The organism is Clostridium sp. M62/1 (genome assembly GCF_020736365.1).
Lineage (GTDB): Bacteria > Bacillota > Clostridia > Lachnospirales > Lachnospiraceae > Otoolea > Otoolea saccharolyticum_A.
Genome location: NZ_CP085988.1, coordinates 1,697,625 through 1,717,586 on the forward strand (window position 1 = coordinate 1,697,625; position 19,962 = coordinate 1,717,586).

The following is a 19,962-nucleotide window of genomic DNA, read 5'->3' on the forward strand; positions in this document are numbered from 1 at the left end:
AAAGCATCTGGTAAGTGTTATCAGAATTTCTGGAAGTTTTCTACGTCCAGCACGAATACAGTAGCGCCTCCGACTTTCATGTTCATGGGAACTGTCATATTGACAGTTGGGCAGCAGTTTCCGGCCATGGTTGGTGGAGTGTATACAAGCTGCTCTCTCTGACCGGACATTTTTTTGATAATGGAAATGGCCTCGTCAACTCTGGCGTTGTCCACACCCAGCATCAGAGTGGTACTTTTCTTTTTCAAAAAACCGCCCATGGTGGAGAGTTTTGTAACGAAGAACGAGTTCTGGTTCAGCTCATAGACCAAATCGTCGGCATCTTCACTTCCGATAATCGCAATAATCATTTTCATATGCAGCACCTCCTGTTCATTACATTTTATTATTTTACCATTAAATCAAGAATATTGATATAAAAAACGAATAAAAATTTCATTTTTTTGTAAAAGTCTTTGAAAAGGAGTCAAAAATAGGAATTTTAGGACTGAAATCCGCATGATGTCTTTTGCATAAAGACATTTGATAACTATTCTTTATAGGAGAGATAACAAACAGATATGGATAAATACAGAGGGAGAATAGATTTTTTGCTGTCAGTCTGGTATGATGGAGCTGTTTGTGTCTGAAAGACAGGAGGACATAAGAGAAAAAGTTTTACATCAGGAGGAGAGCAGTATGAATCAGAACAGAAGCCAGTGGGCCAGCAATCTGGGCTTTATCCTGGCAGCGGCCGGCTCGGCCATAGGGCTGGGAAATATCTGGAAGTTTCCGGGAAAGGTGGGAGCTTACGGAGGCGGCGCCTTTATACTGTGCTATATTGCCATGGTAGCCCTGATAGGGTTTCCGGTTATGCTGGCTGAGCTGTCAATGGGAAGGGCGACACAGAAAAATGTGGTGGGAGCGTTTCACCAGTTAAACAGAAAATGGACGTTTGCAGGCGGAATCGGAATGGTGACGCTGTTTGTGATCCTTTCCTACTATGCAGTAGTAGGCGGATGGGTTATGAAGTATATTTTTGTTTATTTAATGGGAGCAGGCTTTGAAGAGGGGGCAGATGCCTATCAGACGTATTTTGTCAATTTCATCGAGAAGCCGGTGGAACCGCTCATATGGGGACTGCTGTTTCTTGTGATATGCATCTATGTGGTAGTCAGAGGTGTGTCGGCTGGAATAGAGAGGATGAGCAAAATCCTGATGCCGGTATTGTTTCTGATTTTAATTGCCTGCGTTGTGAGGGCTGTGACGCTTCCGGGCGCAGCGGATGGAGTTGCCTTTATGCTGACGGTCAACCCGGAGGATTTTAACAGGGATACTCTGGTCGGAGCCCTCGGACAGGCCTTTTTTTCACTGTCAGTGGGAATGGGGATTATGGTTACTTACGGTTCCTATGTGCCGAAGAAGGAAAATCTGGTTAAGAGTGCAGCCTGGATCTGTTTTCTGGATACCATGGTGGCAATCCTGTCAGCTTTTGCCATTATCCCAGTGGTATTTGTGACCCTGGGCGCAGAGGGACTTGGAATGGGCGGAGGCTTCGCTTTCATGGCGCTTCCGGAGGTGTTTGCGGGCTTCCCCGGCGGCGTTCTGTTTGGTCTGGCATTCTTCATCCTTCTGTTTCTGGCCGCTCTCACCAGTGCCATCAGCATTCTGGAAAGCTGCTGCGCTTTTATCACAGAAGAGTGGAAGGTCTCCAGGCTGAAGGCTGCCGTGGTTTGACTTTGCAGACGGACTGCAGATGCTGCCCATGAATGCGGTGATGGAGAAATTTACCGATAATCTGATGATTCCTGTGGGAGCCTTTTTCTTCTGTATTTTTACCGGATGGGTCTGGGGAATCGGAAAAGCAGAAGCAGAGATTGAGGCGGAGGGAAGCTGCCGGTTTGGCCTGAAAAGGCTTTGGGGCGCGATTGTAAAGTTTGTGGCTCCGGCCTTTATTCTTGTGATCTTGTATTTCACAGTGGGAAAAGGTCAGGGACTGTCATAGGAAATTCTCTGGAAGAGAAATCGGCAGAAGGAGTATCCGGCTGAGGAAAAGCCAGACAGAGAAAGAGCTGAAACGAAGCAGAAAATAAGAAAAAATGGAAGAGCGAAACCGGAATCATCAGGCATCGGTCTTCTGGCAGGAGGTAGAGCTTATGGTAGGAAAAAAGATTAAAAACATTGTGTTTGATATGGGAAAGGTGCTGCTGGACTATGATCCTCTTGGAGTGGCCAGACATTTCATGGCTGACCCTCAGGAGACAGAGCTGCTCAGAAAAAATGTGTTTGAATCGGAAGAGTGGCTTTTGCTGGACCGCGGCGCTATTTCAGAGGAAGAGGCTGTGGAGAGGATGAAAGGGCGCATGCCGGATGAACATATGAGAGATATGGCAGAACAGTGCATGGCACATTGGCACCAGTACAATATCAGCCCCAAGCCTGGAATGGAGGAGGTTGTCCGGGATCTGAAGAAAAAAGGTTACAGGACGTATATCTGCTCCAATATATCCCTTCGGTTTCGCGAATTTCGAAACGAGGTTCCCGGTATCGGGCTGATGGACGGCGTTCTCATTTCTGCCGAGGAGCATTGTCTGAAGCCAGAGAGGGAGATCTATGAAAGGCTGTTTGAAAAATTCGGGATACGGCCTGAGGAATCCTTCTTCATTGACGACCTGGAAGAAAATATTAGAGGTGCAGAAGCCTGCGGCATGGATGGATACTGCTATGCAGACGGGAATGTGGAAAGGCTGAGAGAACAGCTGGGAATATAAGAGAGAAAAATGGGGAAGCGGACAGCCAGTGGCTCCGGTTCCCCATTTTTAAACCTGTGTTTTCTTTCTTCCTTCTCTTCCGGAGAGATCCGTCTGCTAAAAGGACAGAACTCTGGCATGCAGCAGAGCGGCATCCTCAGGAGTGTGGGTGGACAGAAGGAGAGGTCGGCTGTTTCTGTATTTTTCGATAAAGCGGATAACCTGATGCTTGGTGTCCCCGTCAAGGCCGGAAAAGGGTTCGTCCATGATAAGGGCATCACAGTCGGAGAGCAGGGCGCGGGCCGCCGCCAGACGCCGCTTCATGCCTCCGCTCAGGGTGTGGGCAGGGCGGCCGAGACACTCAGCTGGAAGAATCTCACAGAGTGCAGAAGCAATCTGCTTTTTTTGTTCTGCCTTCGGGCCCGGAGCCATGACAAGACGTACATTTTCAATGGGGGAGAGGTGCTCGATGAGGCGGTTTTCCTGGAAGACGGCTCCCAGCCGCGCCGGCACAGAGATTCTTCCGCTGTCTGCCTCTTCAAGTCCCATGAGGATGCGAAACAGGGTGGTTTTGCCGGAGCCCGAGGGCCCCATCAGGCAGCAGATCTCCCCGACCTCCACAAAAAAAGAGAGATCGGAAAGCACAGAAAGCTCTCCGTAGGATTTAAAAAGCCCGCTTACAGAAATACAGTTTTCGCGCTGAGAGGCGTTTTCAGAATCGGCAGAGCCCTCACTGAATGGGAGCTGCCCGGGTAAGAGTTGCTTCACTGACATAAAATTTCCTGCTTTCCTAAAAGATATATGGTTTCTCAAGGCCTGTTCTCCCAGCCTATTTTCCCTGCATTTTCAGCAGACAGTTCATCAGCAGCAGAAACAGTCTTTCCAGGAGGGCTGTAACTGCGATGATGACAAGGGTCCACGCAAAGAGGTTCGCTGTCTCAAGGTATATTTTTGAGGTGTAGAGCTGCTCTCCGATGGAGAAGCTGGGGAGGCCGATTACCTCGGCGGCTACCCCGGATTTGATCCCCATGCCCAGGGCAAAACGGCAGCTTCCGGCCAGATAGGGAAGAAGGGCAGGAAGATAGATAGCGCGAAACTTCCTGAGGCCGGAAATGCGGAACACACAGGCCATTTCCAGAAGCTGCGCATCTGCCCCCGATAGGCCGGAGAGGGTGGACTCGTAAATCATGGGAAATACCACCATAAAGGAGATAAACACAGAAAGATTTTCCGAGCCAATCCAGATGAGAGCCAGAATGACAAAGGAGGCTACGGGGATGGATTTCATGAGCAGGACTGCAGGGGCCAGGAATTCCTTCAGGACAGGCAGGAAAAAAGAGGCGGTGCCGGCAATGGCAGCCAGAAAAAAAGCCAGCAGAAAGCCTGCCGTAATCCGGAGAACGGAAAAGCTCAAAGAGAGCCAGAATTCTTCCGTGGGAAGCTGGAGGAAAAGCGCCCGCACCACATCAAGAGGCCCTACAAATATGATGGAATTTTCTATAAGGACCGCGGCTGCCTGCCACAGCGAGATCCAGAATAAGATGACAGCGGCACGGCGAAGTCTGGGCCTTCCCGTTTCGCTGCGGCCAGAAAAAGTCACCGCGTTCACCTCCCGCTTACTGGGCCAGATAGTAGAAATCATCGCCTGGAAGCGCGCCGCCTACAGATTTTGGATCCTGCTCAAAGAGAACCTCCAGATAACCGGACAGGGCGGATTTCATCTCCTCGCCCTCAATATACACAATACTGCAGTAGGGAAGGGCTTTTTTGGCCACAGGCTCTTTCTCGATGATACCCTCCTTGACGACGAGGGCTGCCGTTTCATCAGGCTCCGACAAAGCCAGTGCGGCAGATTCCTCGTGGGCATCCAGAAATTCTGCGACAGCCTCCGAGTTTGTCTCAATCAGACTGTCGCTCACCACAGTGACCCCTGTCACCAGCCGGCTGCCGCCCTCACCCTGGACCTTATCCCACTCTGAGGTCATGTCAAAGACGAGCCTCAGAGCCTCGTTCTGGCTCATGGCAACCGTGGCAAACGGCTGAGGAAGAAGGCCGACGGCGTCTGGATTTTCACTGAGGAGGGAGGCGATTTCGGTAGCCTCTGACTTGTATTCCAGCTTTACGTCGCCGGCATCAAAACCATTGGCAGCAGCCTGCTCTCTTAAGAGATACTGGAGAACATAGTCCGGGGTAGTTCCCTTTCCTGTAAGATAGACAGTCTTTCCGGCCAGATCAGCCCAGGAGGTGATAGAAGGATCGCCGGAAACCAGGTACAGGACGCCCAGGGTGTTGATATCAATAACCTGGATTTTGCCCTCCGTTTTATTGTAGAGAACACTGGCCGCGTTAGCCGGCAGCAGGGCAATGTCCAGCTCTCCGGATACCATGGAAGCCAAAAGCTCGTCAGCCGCGGCTGCCATAGTAAAGTCATAGGTTTCCGAAAGGCTCTCATCATTCATCATGTGGACAAGTCCCATGGAAGTCGGGCCTTTCAGGGAACCGACACGGATCAGGTCGCGGCTCTGTGAGACTTCCGTTTCCTGACTCTGTTCAGAGGAAGCCTCACTTACACTCTCAGCCTCTGTCTGGCCTGTGGTCTCTGAGACATTCCGGGAGCCTGATGCAGAGCAGCCGGCCAGAGCCGCCGTCATGGCCAGAGCCGCAGAGACGGAGACGAAACGTCTGGCAGCCCTGTTGCCTCCCCTGGAGTTGTCCGTAGTTAAATAATGAAGAAATCTTCTGCTTTTCATTTAATTTTCCTCTTTCTCTCATAAAGCCATAAATTAATAGAGTTATAATTATGAATTTTCGTTATCGGGCACAGCTAAAGGCAGCCTGTGCTGACTGTAAGTATACAGGAAATCGGAATAAATATCAATATTTCAGCCTGTCAGACACTGCAGGTTCTGAAAAAGCTGCGGTGGAAACTTGATTCTGCTCCCGAGGCTTCTGAAAAGCCGGGAAAAGCAGAGAAGAGTGGGTAAAGGACTGGAAAGACAGAAAAACACAACACAAGAGAAAGGTCAGAGCAGTCCAAAGTCAGAGGAAAATGTAGTTGACAGGGCAAGAGAAGAAAAATATAATTAACAATGTTAATTAAATGGCCTGGCGGAAATTGCCTTTCGTGAAGAGCAGAGACAGCAGTTTGCATCTTCAGATAAATCAGTCGGCAGTCGGCAGACAGAAAAGGGATTTATCCCGTTAATTAGAAAAACAGATTCCAGGAGGGAAGATTATGAAGGACGCAGGAGAACGCAATGTGGAAAGTCCGGATGGCCGCAGCGCTTCACCGGATTGGCGGGTGATGTGGAAATGGATGCAGCAGATTCACTGCTTTTCCAGAAATATGACAAAACAGCAGCAGAACAGGGAGTTAACGATGGGGGAGATGGAAGTACTTGCAGTGGTGAGTCTGGAGAGTGAGACAACACCTATGAGACTCAGCAGGGCAACTGGTATGAAGCTTGAAGCAGTCAGCCGAACGCTTCGCTCTCTGGAGGCGAAGGGGTGTATCAGGAGAAAAAAACTTCTGTCTGATGCCAGAAGTGTCCTGATTACTCTCACAGAGAGGGGGGAAGAGCTTCTGAAGAAGGACTGCGGTTTGTTTTTGGGACCTTTGTACCGACTTGAAAGAGAGATGGGGGAGAAAACCAGAGAGCTGCTGGCCCTGATTGAACAAGCCAACTGGCTTCTTTCGAAGGCAGAACAGGAAAGGGAGAAAAAACAGGCAGAAAGCAGTGAGAAGGGGGAGGAAAATGAGGTTTTATGATGCACTTCAGCTGGATCCGGCAGTACTGAAAGACAGGATTAAAAAAGCGCCTGACGGCAGGGAACGGCTCTGGTTTATGACCGCTCTTCTCGTGCGGGACGTGCTGCTTGTTGCCTTTGCTATTGTCTTTATTTTGTTTCTCACATCAGTGTTTGGACAGGAAAACAGCTCCATGGCTGTCATAATTTTCTGCATCCTGCTCAGCATTCGCTTTGTCAGTTTCGGATACAAGGCAAAGCATTCCGTGATCAATCTGGCAGCAGTCTTTGGAATTTTGACGGTCTCTCCGGTGTATGCCCAGCACCTAGGCCCTCTGGCAGGCTTTGCAGTTCATTTTATATCCCTTTCCCTGATTCTTGTGATTACGTGTGAATACCCTGAGATGGGGAACGGAGGACTTTATCTGTTTGGATATATCTTTCTGGCCGGAAATCCAGTCGAGGGCTCTGCTCTTGCCGGCCGTGCCATGATGGCACTTGTCGGTTTTGGATTATGCGGGGCGCTCTTGTTCTTCAGGCACCGTAAGAAGCATAAAAATGTATCATTTCTGCATGTCGTCGGCCGCATGAGCATTTACGATCCAAAATGTCAGTGGCAGCTTCGGCTGGCTCTTGGATTAAGTCTTTTGTTTCTGTTGAACAGAGCCCTGAATTTGAACAGATTTATGTGGGCAGGCTTTGCCTGCTCCTCCCTCCTTTCTTCTTATCCGGTCAATCTGAGGGGGAGACTGGCGGAAAGAGCAGGAGGAATTGTTCTGGGCTCCCTGCTGTTTGCTGCTGTTTACCGGCACATTCCGGAGTCTTTTTTGTTCATGGTAGGCCCTGCAGCCGGACTGTGCCTGGGGATTTGTTCCAGCTATTTTGCCAAGACTGTCTTAAATTGCTTTGGAGCTTTGCTTATGGCAGCCGGTACCTATGGCCTTTCAGCGGCGGTATCTGTCCGCATTGTAAACAATTTGTTGGGGATTGCCTTTGGCCTGCTGTTTTTCAAGGTGTATGAAAAGGCAGTCCGGGCAGTCTGCGCCCTGCTGGAACGCCTGAAAAAAAGAGAAGCTGACAGCATGCAGAGAGAAAATCAGGGACCGGCCGGGGAGGCCGGGTAAGAAGCTTTCTTCCCTGCCTCCCCCATTTTGTCAGAATTCTGATGATTTGGAACAGCCCTATGACGGCAGACGGTTCTTATCCTCTCCTGTCCGAAGTGAGAAGGGTCTGGATGGTATCTGGTGAAGGATTCCAGTTAAAGACATAGAGAGTGTGAATGCGCCCGGAGGTTATGCGCAGGGTGGAAGAGATAAGGGTATTTCCCGGGCGTTCAGAGCGGGAAATCCGAAGCGGATAGCTGCCGGAATTCAGGCTGCTGAAGGAAGTGGGCTGACCGAAGGAGACGGACTGGAAGGTAAGATTGCCCACGGATACGTTGAGATTTCCGCTGTACCAGGCCAGATTGCAGACTCGCAGGCATCCGCCGGGGAATGAAGCCGGGCAGGACGGATCCGGAATTGAGAGGATGTTAAGGCCGGCCGGTCCGTTTGTGAACGCAATCGTGGCCATTCCGCTGTCAATATAGATAGACTTTGAAGTGCTTATGTTCTGGGCTTCATCGACAGCCAGGAAGGTGTGGTAGCCGCGGGATATGCGTCTGTAGCCCGTCAGCTGAGCAAAATCCAGAGCAGTAGCGGCAAGCATCCCATCGATGTAAATGCGCAGAGAGTTGTAGCCCACAGCAGTATTCAGAAGGCGGATGGCTCCAGCTATCCAGGGATCCCCCCCACAGAACAGACAGGGATAGATGGGAATCTGACCTGTGGACGGGATGCTGGGAACAGTAGGGGTAGAGGGAATGGATGGTGTAGAAGGATACACTGGTGTCGAGGGTATGCTGGGCGTAGAAGGTGTCGAGGGTATGCTGGGCGTAGAAGGCGTAGATGGAGTCGAAGGTGTGGTGGGCTCTTCCGGTGTGACGGAGAAGCCAGGATCGATCTCTTCGTCAAACGGCGGAATGGACGAGCCGCCTGGCATAGAGAAGTCGGGATCGACTTCTTCCATTTCCTGAACTTTTAAGGATAAAGAATAGGGAACTTCTTTCATGGACAGAATCCTCCGATGATTTCTTATGTAACAGAATATTCACCGGAAGACCGAAAGGTGACGGGAGGGGGCAAAAAAAGAAAAACAGTAAGGAAACGTTTAAACAGGGGAACCGGCTGGGGGGAGAAAGCAGAAAAAACTGCCGGGCGGAGCGCTGCAGCTCCAGCCGGCAGTGGATCAGATCCTGTCAGATTTTTTTATCAGATGCGTTTCCCCTGTCCTGGCGGCTGTTCGTGTTTTCCTCCATCCGAAACAGCCGGATTACTCCGTTTTCATTGAGATAGCGCAGCAGGGACAGACAGATAGGGAAACCGAACAGGCCCAGAACACCGAAAAGCTGCGCGCCTACAAACATGCTGGACAGGGTGACAACCGGGTGAAGCCCAATCTGGGCGCCGACGATTTTTGGCTCGATGATATTTCTGACTACCGTGACAAAGAGGTAGACAAGAAGCAGGGCCAGAGCCATGGAAAAATTCATCTTGAGCGCCTCCAGAACGATCCAGGGGATCATAACGCCTCCGGTTCCCAGAACCGGAAGAATATCGAAGATAGCGATCAGGAAGGCGATGAAAATGGAATTTTCCACTCCCACCACAGTCAGCCCGATAGAGAGCTCCAGAAAGGTAATGCTCATAATCAGAGCATAGGAGCGGATACAGACAAACAGCGTTCCCACCACATATTCCTTAATGAGCAAAAATATCTCCCGCCTTTTCTCATCCAGCTGAAGCAGACAGAAACCGGTCAGCCGATCGTAGTCTGCAGAAATAAAAAAGGTGGAAATAATTAACAGCAAAAGGCTGATAAAAATTCCCGGCAGGGAGGAGGCCACACCGGACACATAGCCCATGGCAAGTCTGGAAAGGCTTGAAACCATCTGTCCGAGAGACTGGGAAAACTGAGTCATCAACTCCTCGAGGGCCGTTAAGAGCGCAGGATCCATGTGGAGAAAGGACTGTTCAATTCCGCTGTAGATATCGCTTAAAATCGGCTCCACATGGGCGGCGTAAAGGGCAGGAAGATTAAACAGAAAACCTTTTACAGCCGAAAATGCCTTGACGCTCATGAGAAAGATCAAAAGGCCGACCGTGCAGTAAAAAACCAGCACAGTGAGGACTGCCGCAGCCTTCTTTTTCATCCGCAGCCGCTTGGACAGAAAGCAGACCGGAGTGCGGAGAAGATAGGCGATGACAAACCCTGCCGCAAACGGAGCGACCATGGGAAGGCCGTATTTGATGAGAATGAAGGCGGCCAGAAGTATGATAGTGAAATATAAAAAATTAATAATGAAATTCTTGCGTTTCTGTATTTCCATGTAAGTCCTTTCTGAGATAATAAAAAGCTGCAGCCCTGCCCCTTTATTCTGGTGAAGAGAGGGCCAGCTCCTGTCCGATATTCAGCATGTGATCTCCGATCCGCTCAAAGTCTGTGAGCATTTCAGAATAGAGGATGCACGCTTCGTCTGAACAGGTTCCCTTCTGCATGCGTTTAAACTGGTTCTGGCGGAACAGATCCGTCATATCATCGATCTTCTGCTCCAGGGCAGCCACTTCAGAGAGAATAGATACGGATAACTCCTCCATGGAGAGAAGCAGCTTCATGGAAGAGGCACAGACAGCCTGCATCTGGGAAATTTCGTTTTTGGCCTGCTCGGAAAAAGAGATCCTCTTTTCCTGCATCCGCTTTGTGTATTCGCAGATATTGACTGCGTGATCGCCGATTCGCTCCAGGTTTCCTGAAATCTTGAAGAAAGCGCTGATGAGAGCGGAGTCCTTTTCATTGGCCTCAAAGGCAATGGAATGGGAGATGTACTTGGAAATCTCCTTGTTCAGGAAATCAATGTACTCCTCTGTCTCCTCCACCTGGGGCAGTGAGTCAGGAGTTCCGTCGATCACAGCCTGGAAGCTGCGGCTTACGTTATCGGCAGCCATGGAAGCCATACGGCCAAGCTCCCGGCGGACACTTCCGATTACGATAGCGGAGGAACCGATCTGATGATCCTTTGAGGACTCCATTGGATGTATGTAGGCAAGATGCATCATGTCTGTATCCTCTGCTCCGCGATCCGGAAGGATTTTTGTGGCCAGCTCTGCCAGGTAAGTTCCAAAGGGGAGAAGCAGCAGCGTTGTGACAATGTTGAACAGCGTGTGCATATTGGCAATCTGAGCCGCAGGGTTATCGGGAGTCAGCGACACCATAAAGGCTGTAAGAGGCGTGGCCATACAGACAGCAGTGAAGAGGGCAGTTCCGATGATATTAAACATCAGATGGATCACAGTAGTACGCTTTGCATTCCGGCTGGTTCCGATGGAGGCCAGGACGGCTGTAATACAGGTTCCGATGTTCTGGCCAAAGAGAACGTACACTGCAGTTGGAAGTCCGATAACTCCGCTGACAGCCAAGGCCTGAAGGATACCTACGGAAGCGGAGGAGGACTGGATCAGAGCAGTGAAGACGGCTCCGGCCAGTATGCCGATAAACGGGTTGCTGAAGTTGGACACCAGATCCACGAAAGCCGCTGAATCGCGAAGAGGCATCATGGCTGAGCTCATCATCTCCATTCCTATGAACAGGATACCCAGTCCGGCAATGATTTGACCGTAATGGTGGAAGATGACCTTTTTTACAAATACAATGAACACAACTCCCACAAAGGCGAAGAGCGGTGCCAGCGCTCCCACGTCGAGGGCAATGAGCTGGCCCGTGATGGTAGTTCCAATGTTTGCTCCCATGATAATCCATACTGCCTGCTTCAGCGTCATCATGCCGGAATTTACAAATCCGACAACCATGACGGTAGTGGCTGAGGACGACTGAATGACAGCGGTGATTCCGGCGCCTACCGCCACGCCGAGAAAGCGGTTGGCCGTAAGGCGTTCCAGGATCTGCTTCATCCGGTTGCCTGCCGCGTCTTCCAGTCCGGCGCTCATCATCTGCATTCCGTAGAGAAAGAGAGCCAGGCCTCCGAGAAGGCCAAGTAGGTCTGTTACATTCATAATAACTGTTTTCCTCCTGAAATATTCATTTAAAGTGAAAATCCAGGTGAATTTCCGCTTGTCCGCCCTGCAGCTTGACTGCTGTTTTCAGATTCAGAAACATGCAGAATATCCGCTGCGAAAAGGCGGAAAAATGTCGAAATACACCCACTTAATCATATGAAAAAGCGGCCCAAAAGACAAGAAGAATTTTTAAAAATATAGAAGTATTAATTTTAAACCTGCCGGATATAAATTAACTGAAAATTGCCCGGAAGAATACAGAAAATTTCCTGTGGAGAGATGACGCCGTACAGCCTCCCGCCGGATGGAGACAGCCCCAAGTTACGGGAATGAACGCAATTTTTAAACACGGTCTAGGAATTTTGCGGAAGATGTAGTAAAATAAGGGCGGTTTTTGCGCTTTTTGTGCTTTAAAGTTGGCAATGAACAGAGGAGAATAAACATATGAATGAAAAAAAGGGACAGGCTGGCGGAAACTTTCTGCTCCAGGGCAGCATTCTGGCAGCCGCAGGGATTCTGGTGCGGCTGATTGGTCTGCTCTACAAAATCCCCATGACACGGATTCTGGGAGATGAAGGGATTGGATACTATAATACCGCCTACGAAATTTATAATATTGGTCTGATCCTTTCCTCCTACAGTCTTCCTTTGGCGGTATCAAAGCTGATTGCGAAGAAGGAGCAGGAGGGAAGAAGACGGGATGCAGGACGTGTGTTCTGCTGCGGCATCTTTGTGGGGGTGTTTGCAGGCGGAGTGATGAGCGCATTTCTGATTCTCTGTGCAGACTGGATCGCCTCGGGCATTTTTAACAGTCCGGGAAGCGCCCTGCCGCTGCGCGTGATGGCTCCTACCATTCTCGTCTTTGCAGTGATGGGAGTGTTTCGGGGATTCTTCCAGGGCCACGGCAATATGATCCCCACCTCCGTATCCCAGGTGGCAGAGCAGGTGGTGCATGCGGCTGTGAGTATCTGGGCCTCCTGGGATTTTATGAACCGCTATGCAGGAACTGAGAATCCAGCCTCCTGCGGAGCCGCAGGGGGAACCCTGGGAACTCTGGTGGGAGCGCTGGCTGCTTTCATTATTCTGGCATTCTGGATGGCGAAATCTCACGGAAATGCCGGAGGCTACTGGAGAGCGGCCAAGGGATCGGGAGCACAGAAGGAGAGGGGAGATCGGGAGGACGTTTCCGGATACGGAGAGATTATGAAGCTTCTGCTTCTGACCTTTGTCCCCATCATTATGAGCCAGTTTGTCTACCAGCTGAGCGGTTCGGTGGACAATTCCATGTTTGGCATTATTATGGGAGGGAAGGGCCTTAGCGAGGCAGAACGGCTTTCCCTGCTGGGAATCTACGGCGGAAAATACAGGCTTCTCACCAATGTGCCTGTGGCTATCGCATCCTCTCTGGGAGCGTCCATGATCCCGAGCATTGTGGCGTCCCGTGTCATGAAGCGGCCCGGGGAGGTAAAGGAAAAAATCTACATGACCATCAAATTCAATATGCTTTTGGCCATCCCCTGCGCGGCTGGCATGTTTGCCCTCTCCTCCCCGATCATGCGTCTGGTATTCGCAGACGGCAGAAAAATGACTTCGGATCTTTTGATGTTAGGTTCCTGTGCCGTAATTTTCTTCTCCCTTTCCACGGTGACAAACGCGGTGCTTCAGGGCATTGACCAGATGAGAAAATCAGTGACCCACTCGGCTGTCTCCCTGGCGATCCATGTGGTTTTTGTCTATGTGATGTTAGAGCGTCTGAACTGGGGAGTATACGGGCTTGTGATAGGAAATGTGACCTTTGCCCTGGCGGTCTGCATTTTAAACTGGGTTTCTATCGGCCGGACGCTCCGGTACAGGCAGGAGGTGAAAACTACCTTCCTTCTGCCTCTCGCCTGCTCTGCAGTTATGGGGGCTGCAGCCCGCCTGGTCTATGAGGGAATCTGCCATTTTGTGCCCTCCAATACTCTGGGAGTTCTGGCTGCTGCAGGCGTCGGGGCCCTTCTCTACGGCTGGCTGCTTGTGGTCACCAGGGCAGTCAGTGAGAAGGAGCTGAGAGGCATGCCCATGGGGCGGCTGCTTCTGCGCTTTATGAGATAAACCTTTAAGATAAGCCTTTGAAATGGGAAGTGTGAATAGAAAATCACGGCAGGCGTCGGGCCGGCGGACAAAATGCGGGGGATAATCGCTATGGAAGAAAAACGGACAGGAAGGAAATGAAGAACATGGCAAAAAGCGAAATAAGGGATATGACGACAGGTTCGCCCTTTAAACTCATTCTGGGATTTGCGGTTCCTATGCTTCTGGGACTTTTGTTCCAGCAGTTCTACAGCATGGTAGATACAATTATCGTGGGAAAGTATCTGGGCGTGAAGGCCTTAGCCGCCGTCGGTTCCACCGGCTCTATTAATTTTATGATTATCGGCTTCTGTACCGGAGTGTGCAGCGGATTTGCCATTCCGGTGGCCCAGAGATTCGGGGCAGGAGATTATCGAGGGCTTAGAAAGTTTGCGGCAAACGCGGCCTGGCTGTCCCTGTTTTTTTCTGCAGCAATGGCTGTCACGGTCTGCGTGCTCTGCCGCAGGATCCTTCTCTGGATGCAGACGCCGGAGGACATTATTGACCAGGCGCACAGCTACATCTTTATTATATTTGCGGGAATTCCGGTGACCTATCTTTACAATATGACAGCCGGCATTATCCGCTCTCTGGGGGACAGCCGCACACCGGTCTATTTCCTCCTGCTGTCCTCCGTGATTAATATAGTCCTTGATCTGTTTACGATCATTGTCCTTAAAATGGGTCCTGCCGGGGCTGCCTGGGCGACGGTGATCTCCCAGGGAGTCTCCGGTGTCCTGTGCCTCCTCTATATGAAGAAGCATTTCGAGATTCTGAGGCTTCAGAAGGACGAGCGGAAGATAGATGGCCAGATTATGAAAATTCTCTGCAAAATGGGAATCCCCATGGGGCTTCAATATTCCATCACTGCCATTGGAAGCGTGATCCTTCAGGCCTCTGTGAATACCTTAGGCTCCATGGCAGTGGCGGCGGTGGCTGCAGGAAGCAAGGTCAGCCTGTTTTTCTGCTGTCCGTTCGATGCCCTGGGCGGTACCATGGCCACCTATGCGGGACAGAATGTGGGGGCAAAGAAGCTGGAGCGGATCAGACAGGGAGTAAAGAGTGCGTCTGTCATCGGCTGTATCTATTCTGCGGCTGCCTTTCTTGTGCTGCTTCTGTTCAGCGGAAAGATAGCGCTTCTGTTTATGGACGCAGGGGAAACGGAGACGATCAGCCGCGTCTCCCTGTTTCTGACTGCCAACAGTGCTTTTTACATACCTCTCGTCTTTGTCAATGTAGTGCGCTTTGCCATTCAGGGGATGGGCTACAGTACCTTCGCCATTCTGGCAGGTGTGTTCGAGATGGCTGCCAGAGGTCTTGTGGGACTTTTCCTGGTCCCTGTATTCGGCTATATAGCAGCCTGCTTTGGAAGTCCCCTTGCCTGGGTGTTTGCGGATATTTTCCTGATTCCCGCCTTCTCCCACTGCCTGAGGAGGATGAAAAAGAACTTTGAGGAGAATGAGGAAAAATACACAGCAGGACAGCTGAGTAAATAAGGAAATGGTTTATCAGGAGGAATAAGTATGAAAGTGGAGCATATTGCATTATACGTGAGGGATCTGGAAGGGGCCAGAGAGTTTTTTACCCGTTTCTTTGGGGCTGAGGCAGGCGAGGCGTACCACAATCCCAGGACGGGTCTTAAGACGTACTTTCTCTCCTTCGGAGACGGAGCAAGGGTAGAGATTATGAGCCGCCCGGAGATGGAAGATAGGGAGAAGGGGCTCATGCGCACCGGCTATATCCACCTGGCCTTCAGCGCCGGGAGCAGGGAGGCGGTGGATCGTCTGACAGAAGAGCTGGCCGGGGCAGGCTATGAGGTGCTGAGCGGCCCCAGAGTAACCGGAGACGGCTATTATGAGAGCTGTGTGCTGGGCTTTGAGGACAACCAGATTGAAATTACGGTGTAAAATTAAAAAGTGCAGGACACGCTTCGCTTTGGATGCGCACTCGCCCGCATAAAGGCTGCCGCTTCGCAGCCCCAGCCGGCGCGAAGCGAAGAAAAAGGCCTTCACCCATGAGAGGGCGGGGAACTGATGCGGCCTGCCTGCTTTGCTTCTGAGACAGCAAAAAGAGGGCGAAAAGGGAGGAAAAGGAAGAATAATGGCAAAAATGAATGAATAAAAATACATAAAAATATTAAAATTATTATTGACAAATCGTATTTTAAGCGGTATCATACATATCATCTTACATATATATGCAAATTAAATGTATAAAAATTAGTTTTGTAAATGAGGAGGATATGATTATGAAAATGAAACATACGGCAGTTCTTACAATCGCAGGTCTGGTGGCAGCAGCATCTCTGACAGCATGCTCCGGCGGTTCACAGACGGCAGCTACAGAGGCGTCAAAGGCAGATACACAGGCAGCCGGGGAGACGGCCGGCACTGCAGCAGCAGGTGAGACAGAGAAAGCGGATGCAGCTTCCGAGGGACGTCTTGCGAAGATTAAAGAATCAGGAAAGATCGTAATGGCCACGAGCCCGGATTTTGCACCGTTCGAGTTTAAGGATATCAGCTCCGGAAAGATGGAGTATGTGGGATGCGACATCGAGCTTGGAAAATATATTGCAGAAAAGCTGGGCGTTGAGCTGGAAATTCAGGCGATGGATTTCGCAGCAGTTCAGGCAGCCGTCACCTCCGGTTCCGTGGATATGGCGATTTCCGGCTTCTCTTACACAGAGGACAGGGCGCAGAGCATGGGCCTTTCCAATAAGTACGATTACGACAGAGGAGAGCAGCCCAGCACACAGGGAATTTTGATTCTGGCAGAGGACGCCGATACACTCAACACGGCAGAGAGCTTTGCCGGGAAGAAGGTGGCGGCCCAGAACGGAGCGCTTCAGCAGTCACTGGTGCAGGAACAGCTTCCGGATGCGCAGATGGAGACAATCACAAATGTCAATGACGGAGTGATGATGCTTCAGACAGACAAGGTGGACGCGGTAGCTGTGGCAACCTCTGTGGGAGAGACCATGATTGCCAATTACCCGGAGCTTCAGTTCTCTGATTTCTGGTTTGAGACAGATGACGACGGAAATGTAATCGCAGTTCCCAAGGGCGAGGAGGCTCTTCTGGAAGTCATCAACGAGGCAGTCGATGAGGTGATGGAGCAGGATCTCTACACAGAGTGGCATAAAGAAGCTGTGGAGAAGGCCGAAGCTCTCGGAATCGATATGAACTAGGCGTCAGCTGAAAGCGGAAACAGGAAAAAACAGAAATAAGCGCCGGAAGGAAACAGGCGGGGAGAGATAGTTTTGATTGAGAAAATAGTTCAGATTTGGGATAGGTACTGGATGCTGTTTATGCAGGGACTGGGAGTTACCCTCCTGTTAAGCCTTGTGATCGTGATTGTGGGAACCCTTCTCGGGTTCCTGCTGGCGATGCTCAGGCTCAGCAACTGGAAAATTGTAAAAATCAGGCCGTTAAATACACTGGCCGGAATCTATGTGGAGATTGTCAGAGGCACGCCCATGCTGCTTCAGCTGTATTTCTTTTACTTTATGCTGCCCATGGCATTTCCGAGTATGAATTTAAGCCCCATCGTCTGCTGCGCAGTGGCCCTGTGCCTGAACTCTGCAGCATACGTTTCTGAGGTTATCCGCTCTGGCATCCAGGCGGTTGACAAGGGGCAGATGGAGGCGGCCCGCTCTCTGGGGCTGAACCACCGCCAGGCTATGGTGAAAGTAATTCTGCCGCAGGCGATTAAAAATATCATGCCGGCTCTGGGAAATGAGTTCGTCATGATGATCAAGGACACATCCCTGGCTTCCACCTTCTTTGTGGGAGAACTGATGACAGTATGGCAGACCGTGAGAGGTGTACTCTACCTTTCCCTGGAGCCGCTGATTATCGTGGGCTGCATCTACTTTATTGTGACTTTCAGCCTGAGCAAGGGAATCAATTTCATGGAGAGGAGAATGAGGGCAAATGAGCGATAACATTATCACAGTGGAAAATTTACATAAGAAATTCGGCTCCCTCCATGTATTAAAGGGCGTGACGGAGCATATCGCAAGAGGAGAGGTAGTCTCTGTCATAGGGCCTTCCGGCGGCGGAAAGTCTACATTTCTGCGGTGCCTGAATCTTCTGGAAACGCCGGAGGAGGGAAGGATTCTCTTCGAGGGAACCGACATTACCGATAAGCACGTGGATATCAACATCCATCGCCAGAAGATGGGAATGGTGTTCCAGCATTTTAACGTATTCCCCAACATGAGTGTGGGAAAGAATGTCACCATGGCGCCTGTTCTCCTCAGGAAAAAGACACAGAAGGAAGCAGACGAGATGGCCAGGGAGCTGTTAAACAGGGTAGGGCTTCTGGAGAAGTTTGACGAGTATCCGGGAAAACTGTCCGGCGGCCAGAAGCAGAGGCTGGCTATTGTCCGGGCCCTTGCCATGGAGCCGGAGGTCATGCTGTTTGACGAGCCCACCAGCGCTCTTGACCCGGAGATGGTAGGAGAGGTTCTGGATGTTATCAAGGGGCTTGTGGACACGGGAATGACAACGGTGATTGTAACCCATGAGATGGGCTTTGCCAAAGAGGTCTCAGACCGGGTATTTTTTATGGATGGAGGCGTGATTGCCGAGAAGGGAACTCCGAAGGAAATTTTTGAAAATCCGCAGAATGTGAGAACAAGGGAGTTCCTGGGCAAGGTGCTGTACTAGAATGCTGCGCCGGAGCCGGAGAAAGCACTCCGGCCGGAAGGGAGAAAATAATGGGAAAAAAGGAAGCACTTTTATATATTGACAGCAAGGCAGAGCTGATCACAGAGGTATCAGATAAAATCTGGGGCTATGCAGAGCTGTCCCTGATGGAGCATCAGTCATCGGAGCTCTACGTGAAGGTTTTAGGGGAAGAGGGATTTTCCGTGGAAACTCCTGTCTGCGGAATTGACACAGCCTTTATTGCCACTTATGGGAGCGGGAAGCCTGTGATCGGGATCCTTGCAGAGTATGACGCTCTCTCCGGCCTTTCTCAGGAGGCGGGAGCTGTGGAGCGGAAAGAGAGGATACCAGGCGGCTGCGGCCACGGCTGCGGACACAACATGCTGGGCGCAGGAGCCATGGCTGCGGCCCTGGCGGTAAAGCATTACCTGGAGGAAAAGGGAGAGGGAAGCGGAACCGTCAAATTCTACGGCTGCCCCGGAGAGGAGGGAGCCGCCTCCAAAGCCTTTATGGCAAAGGCAGGAAGATTCAATGAGCTGGATGCCGCCCTCACCTGGCATCCGGGAACGGAGAATGAGGTGACAAGCGGAACCTGCAATTCCTGCATCCAGACGGAATATAAGTTCACAGGACTGGCCTCCCATGCAGCCGGGGCGCCGGAGCTTGGACGCTCTGCCCTGGACGCGGTGGAGCTGATGAATATCGGCGTGCAGTTTTTGAGGGAGCACATGGGAAGCGAGTGCCGGATCCATTACTCTATCACCGACGCAGGCGGACAGTCTCCCAACGTGGTGCAGCCGAAGGCACAGGTACTCTACATGGTTCGCGCCAAGCTCATGAAGGAGGCCATGGAGCTCCAGGCCCGGGTCGATAAGATTGCTGAGGCAGCTGCCATGATGACGGAAACTACGGTGAAGAAAAAATTCATTGACGGCTGCTCCAACACAGTGACAAACCGCCCGCTTGAAAAGCTGTTCTATAAAAATTTTGAGGAGATCGGCGTGCCGTCCTACACAGAAGAGGAGCTTGCCTTCGCCGAAAAGCTCAATGCTTCCTGCGAGCTGGGAAAGACTGCTCTGCCCGGTTCCTTCACAGACGAGAGCTTTGAGCTTCAGGAATTTGTGGACAAAGCCAGCAACCACGGCACAAAGGCCATGAATGATTTCCTGATCCCCTACTTCTACAGCGAGAAAATGAAGGCCGGCTCCACAGATGTGGGAGATGTGAGCTGGAATACACCGACAGCCCAGATCCGGGTGGCCTGCTTCCCGTCGGCTGCGCCGGGACACAGCTGGCAGAATGTTTCCTGCGGCGCCACCTCCATCGGACACAAGGGTACTCTGACAGCCGGAAAGGTTATCGCGGGAACAGCCATTGACCTGTTTGAAAACCAGGAAATCCTTGCTGCTGCCAGAGAGGAGTTTGAGAAGAAGACAAAAGGCGGCTACTACTGTCCCATTCCGGACGGCGCAAAGCCGGTGTTAGCCGGAGAACAGATGTAGAGAGAGGCTTCAGAAAACATACATAAAAAAACAGAACAAACAGACACAAAAACCTGGAAAAGAAGACGTAAAAAAGCTGTGGAAAAGCGGC

Annotated in this window: 19 protein-coding genes; 12 read left to right on the forward strand and 7 right to left on the reverse strand. The window is 51.0% G+C overall.

Annotation, left to right across the window (positions count from 1 at the left end; translation table 11 throughout):
* Nucleotides 1-20: 20 nt before the first annotated feature.
* Nucleotides 21-356 carry a cyclic-di-AMP receptor gene (locus LK436_RS08040; protein WP_008395716.1) on the reverse strand — a complete coding sequence of 112 codons (336 nt, stop codon included), beginning with the start codon at nt 354-356 and terminating at the stop codon, nt 21-23.
* A gap of 322 nt (nt 357-678) precedes the next feature.
* On the opposite strand from LK436_RS08040, the gene LK436_RS08045 reads away from it, so the two are divergent.
* The 3 genes from LK436_RS08045 (at nt 679) to LK436_RS08050 (ending at nt 2,750) form a co-directional block, all read left to right on the forward strand.
* Nucleotides 679-1,716 (forward strand): sodium-dependent transporter, encoded by a 1,038-nt coding sequence (locus LK436_RS08045; RefSeq protein WP_021965848.1) that lies wholly within the window; start codon nt 679-681, stop codon nt 1,714-1,716.
* Between the two features lie 28 nt (nt 1,717-1,744).
* Nucleotides 1,745-1,984 (forward strand): sodium-dependent symporter family protein, encoded by a 240-nt coding sequence (locus LK436_RS18525; RefSeq protein ID WP_416207814.1) that lies wholly within the window; start codon nt 1,745-1,747, stop codon nt 1,982-1,984.
* 151 nt (nt 1,985-2,135) lie between these two features.
* On the forward strand, nt 2,136-2,750 hold the full coding sequence (locus LK436_RS08050; RefSeq protein WP_015574453.1) for an HAD family hydrolase: 615 nt from the start codon (nt 2,136-2,138) through the stop codon (nt 2,748-2,750).
* A gap of 96 nt (nt 2,751-2,846) precedes the next feature.
* On the opposite strand, the gene LK436_RS08055 is transcribed toward LK436_RS08050, so the two are convergent.
* The 3 genes from LK436_RS08055 to LK436_RS08065 are packed head-to-tail and all read right to left on the reverse strand — an operon-like array spanning nt 2,847 to nt 5,479.
* Nucleotides 2,847-3,503, reverse strand: coding sequence for an ATP-binding cassette domain-containing protein (locus LK436_RS08055; protein ID WP_008395708.1), 657 nt, complete (start codon nt 3,501-3,503; stop codon nt 2,847-2,849).
* Between the two features lie 55 nt (nt 3,504-3,558).
* A complete protein-coding gene (locus LK436_RS08060; protein WP_416207815.1) occupies nt 3,559-4,329 on the reverse strand; it encodes an ABC transporter permease in 771 nt (256 codons plus the stop codon).
* 16 nt (nt 4,330-4,345) lie between these two features.
* Nucleotides 4,346-5,479: an ABC transporter substrate-binding protein gene (locus tag LK436_RS08065; protein WP_008395705.1), complete on the reverse strand. Its 1,134-nt coding sequence runs from the start codon at nt 5,477-5,479 to the stop codon at nt 4,346-4,348.
* A 485-nt stretch (nt 5,480-5,964) separates the two neighbouring features.
* On the opposite strand from LK436_RS08065, the gene LK436_RS08070 reads away from it, so the two are divergent.
* The gene (locus LK436_RS08070; protein WP_008395702.1) at nt 5,965-6,498 is read left to right on the forward strand and encodes a MarR family winged helix-turn-helix transcriptional regulator; all 534 of its coding nucleotides are present in this window, start codon (nt 5,965-5,967) and stop codon (nt 6,496-6,498) included.
* The gene (locus LK436_RS08075; protein WP_008395701.1) at nt 6,485-7,600 is read left to right on the forward strand and encodes an FUSC family protein; all 1,116 of its coding nucleotides are present in this window, start codon (nt 6,485-6,487) and stop codon (nt 7,598-7,600) included. The genes LK436_RS08070 and LK436_RS08075 overlap by 14 nt, the downstream gene beginning before the upstream one ends.
* Before the next feature lie 76 nt (nt 7,601-7,676).
* Here LK436_RS08075 and LK436_RS08080 read toward each other — a convergent pair whose 3' ends face one another.
* The 3 genes from LK436_RS08080 to LK436_RS08090 form a co-directional block, all read right to left on the reverse strand.
* Nucleotides 7,677-8,585, reverse strand: coding sequence for a DUF4397 domain-containing protein (locus tag LK436_RS08080; RefSeq protein ID WP_008395699.1), 909 nt, complete (start codon nt 8,583-8,585; stop codon nt 7,677-7,679).
* Between the two features lie 187 nt (nt 8,586-8,772).
* A complete protein-coding gene (gene ytvI / locus LK436_RS08085; protein WP_008395698.1) occupies nt 8,773-9,903 on the reverse strand; it encodes a sporulation integral membrane protein YtvI in 1,131 nt (376 codons plus the stop codon).
* A 43-nt stretch (nt 9,904-9,946) separates the two neighbouring features.
* Entirely contained in the window at nt 9,947-11,584 is a 1,638-nt protein-coding gene (locus LK436_RS08090; RefSeq protein WP_008395697.1) for a Na/Pi cotransporter family protein, read from the reverse strand.
* A gap of 447 nt (nt 11,585-12,031) precedes the next feature.
* Here LK436_RS08090 and LK436_RS08095 point away from each other — a divergent pair, with 447 nt between their 5' ends.
* From LK436_RS08095 to LK436_RS08125, 7 genes are all read left to right on the forward strand, one after another.
* Nucleotides 12,032-13,681: a putative polysaccharide biosynthesis protein gene (locus LK436_RS08095; protein WP_008395694.1), complete on the forward strand. Its 1,650-nt coding sequence runs from the start codon at nt 12,032-12,034 to the stop codon at nt 13,679-13,681.
* A gap of 125 nt (nt 13,682-13,806) precedes the next feature.
* Nucleotides 13,807-15,195: an MATE family efflux transporter gene (locus LK436_RS08100; RefSeq protein WP_044930740.1), complete on the forward strand. Its 1,389-nt coding sequence runs from the start codon at nt 13,807-13,809 to the stop codon at nt 15,193-15,195.
* A 27-nt stretch (nt 15,196-15,222) separates the two neighbouring features.
* Complete coding sequence (locus LK436_RS08105) at nt 15,223-15,606, forward strand: VOC family protein (protein ID WP_008395691.1); 384 nt, start codon at nt 15,223-15,225, stop codon at nt 15,604-15,606.
* Nucleotides 15,607-15,947: 341 nt separating this feature from the next.
* Complete coding sequence (locus tag LK436_RS08110) at nt 15,948-16,886, forward strand: transporter substrate-binding domain-containing protein (protein WP_021965836.1); 939 nt, start codon at nt 15,948-15,950, stop codon at nt 16,884-16,886.
* A gap of 111 nt (nt 16,887-16,997) precedes the next feature.
* Nucleotides 16,998-17,642, forward strand: a complete 645-nt coding sequence (locus LK436_RS08115; protein WP_044930736.1) for an amino acid ABC transporter permease — start codon at nt 16,998-17,000, stop codon at nt 17,640-17,642.
* 1 nt (nt 17,643) lies between these two features.
* Nucleotides 17,644-18,369 carry an amino acid ABC transporter ATP-binding protein gene (locus tag LK436_RS08120; RefSeq protein WP_044930734.1) on the forward strand — a complete coding sequence of 242 codons (726 nt, stop codon included), beginning with the start codon at nt 17,644-17,646 and terminating at the stop codon, nt 18,367-18,369.
* A 50-nt stretch (nt 18,370-18,419) separates the two neighbouring features.
* Nucleotides 18,420-19,871, forward strand: a complete 1,452-nt coding sequence (locus LK436_RS08125; protein ID WP_008395685.1) for a M20 family metallopeptidase — start codon at nt 18,420-18,422, stop codon at nt 19,869-19,871.
* The last annotated feature ends 91 nt before the right edge of the window (nt 19,872-19,962 follow it).

Bases quoted from the DNA above. Each gene is read 5' to 3' on its own strand.
- LK436_RS08065 (WP_008395705.1), bottom strand. From the start codon at position 5,479: ATGAAAAGCAGAAGATTTCTTCATTATTTAACTACGGACAACTCCAGG.
- LK436_RS18525 (WP_416207814.1), top strand. From the start codon at position 1,745: ATGAATGCGGTGATGGAGAAATTTACCGATAATCTGATGATTCCTGTG.
- LK436_RS08055 (WP_008395708.1), bottom strand. From the start codon at position 3,503: ATGTCAGTGAAGCAACTCTTACCCGGGCAGCTCCCATTCAGTGAGGGC.
- LK436_RS08125 (WP_008395685.1), top strand. From the start codon at position 18,420: ATGGGAAAAAAGGAAGCACTTTTATATATTGACAGCAAGGCAGAGCTG.
- LK436_RS08075 (WP_008395701.1), top strand. From the start codon at position 6,485: ATGAGGTTTTATGATGCACTTCAGCTGGATCCGGCAGTACTGAAAGAC.
- LK436_RS08080 (WP_008395699.1), bottom strand. From the start codon at position 8,585: ATGAAAGAAGTTCCCTATTCTTTATCCTTAAAAGTTCAGGAAATGGAA.
- LK436_RS08115 (WP_044930736.1), top strand. From the start codon at position 16,998: ATGCTGTTTATGCAGGGACTGGGAGTTACCCTCCTGTTAAGCCTTGTG.
- LK436_RS08050 (WP_015574453.1), top strand. From the start codon at position 2,136: ATGGTAGGAAAAAAGATTAAAAACATTGTGTTTGATATGGGAAAGGTG.
- ytvI (WP_008395698.1), bottom strand. From the start codon at position 9,903: ATGGAAATACAGAAACGCAAGAATTTCATTATTAATTTTTTATATTTC.
- LK436_RS08045 (WP_021965848.1), top strand. From the start codon at position 679: ATGAATCAGAACAGAAGCCAGTGGGCCAGCAATCTGGGCTTTATCCTG.
- LK436_RS08070 (WP_008395702.1), top strand. From the start codon at position 5,965: ATGAAGGACGCAGGAGAACGCAATGTGGAAAGTCCGGATGGCCGCAGC.
- LK436_RS08090 (WP_008395697.1), bottom strand. From the start codon at position 11,584: ATGAATGTAACAGACCTACTTGGCCTTCTCGGAGGCCTGGCTCTCTTT.
- LK436_RS08040 (WP_008395716.1), bottom strand. From the start codon at position 356: ATGAAAATGATTATTGCGATTATCGGAAGTGAAGATGCCGACGATTTG.
- LK436_RS08105 (WP_008395691.1), top strand. From the start codon at position 15,223: ATGAAAGTGGAGCATATTGCATTATACGTGAGGGATCTGGAAGGGGCC.
- LK436_RS08100 (WP_044930740.1), top strand. From the start codon at position 13,807: ATGGCAAAAAGCGAAATAAGGGATATGACGACAGGTTCGCCCTTTAAA.
- LK436_RS08095 (WP_008395694.1), top strand. From the start codon at position 12,032: ATGAATGAAAAAAAGGGACAGGCTGGCGGAAACTTTCTGCTCCAGGGC.
- LK436_RS08110 (WP_021965836.1), top strand. From the start codon at position 15,948: ATGAAAATGAAACATACGGCAGTTCTTACAATCGCAGGTCTGGTGGCA.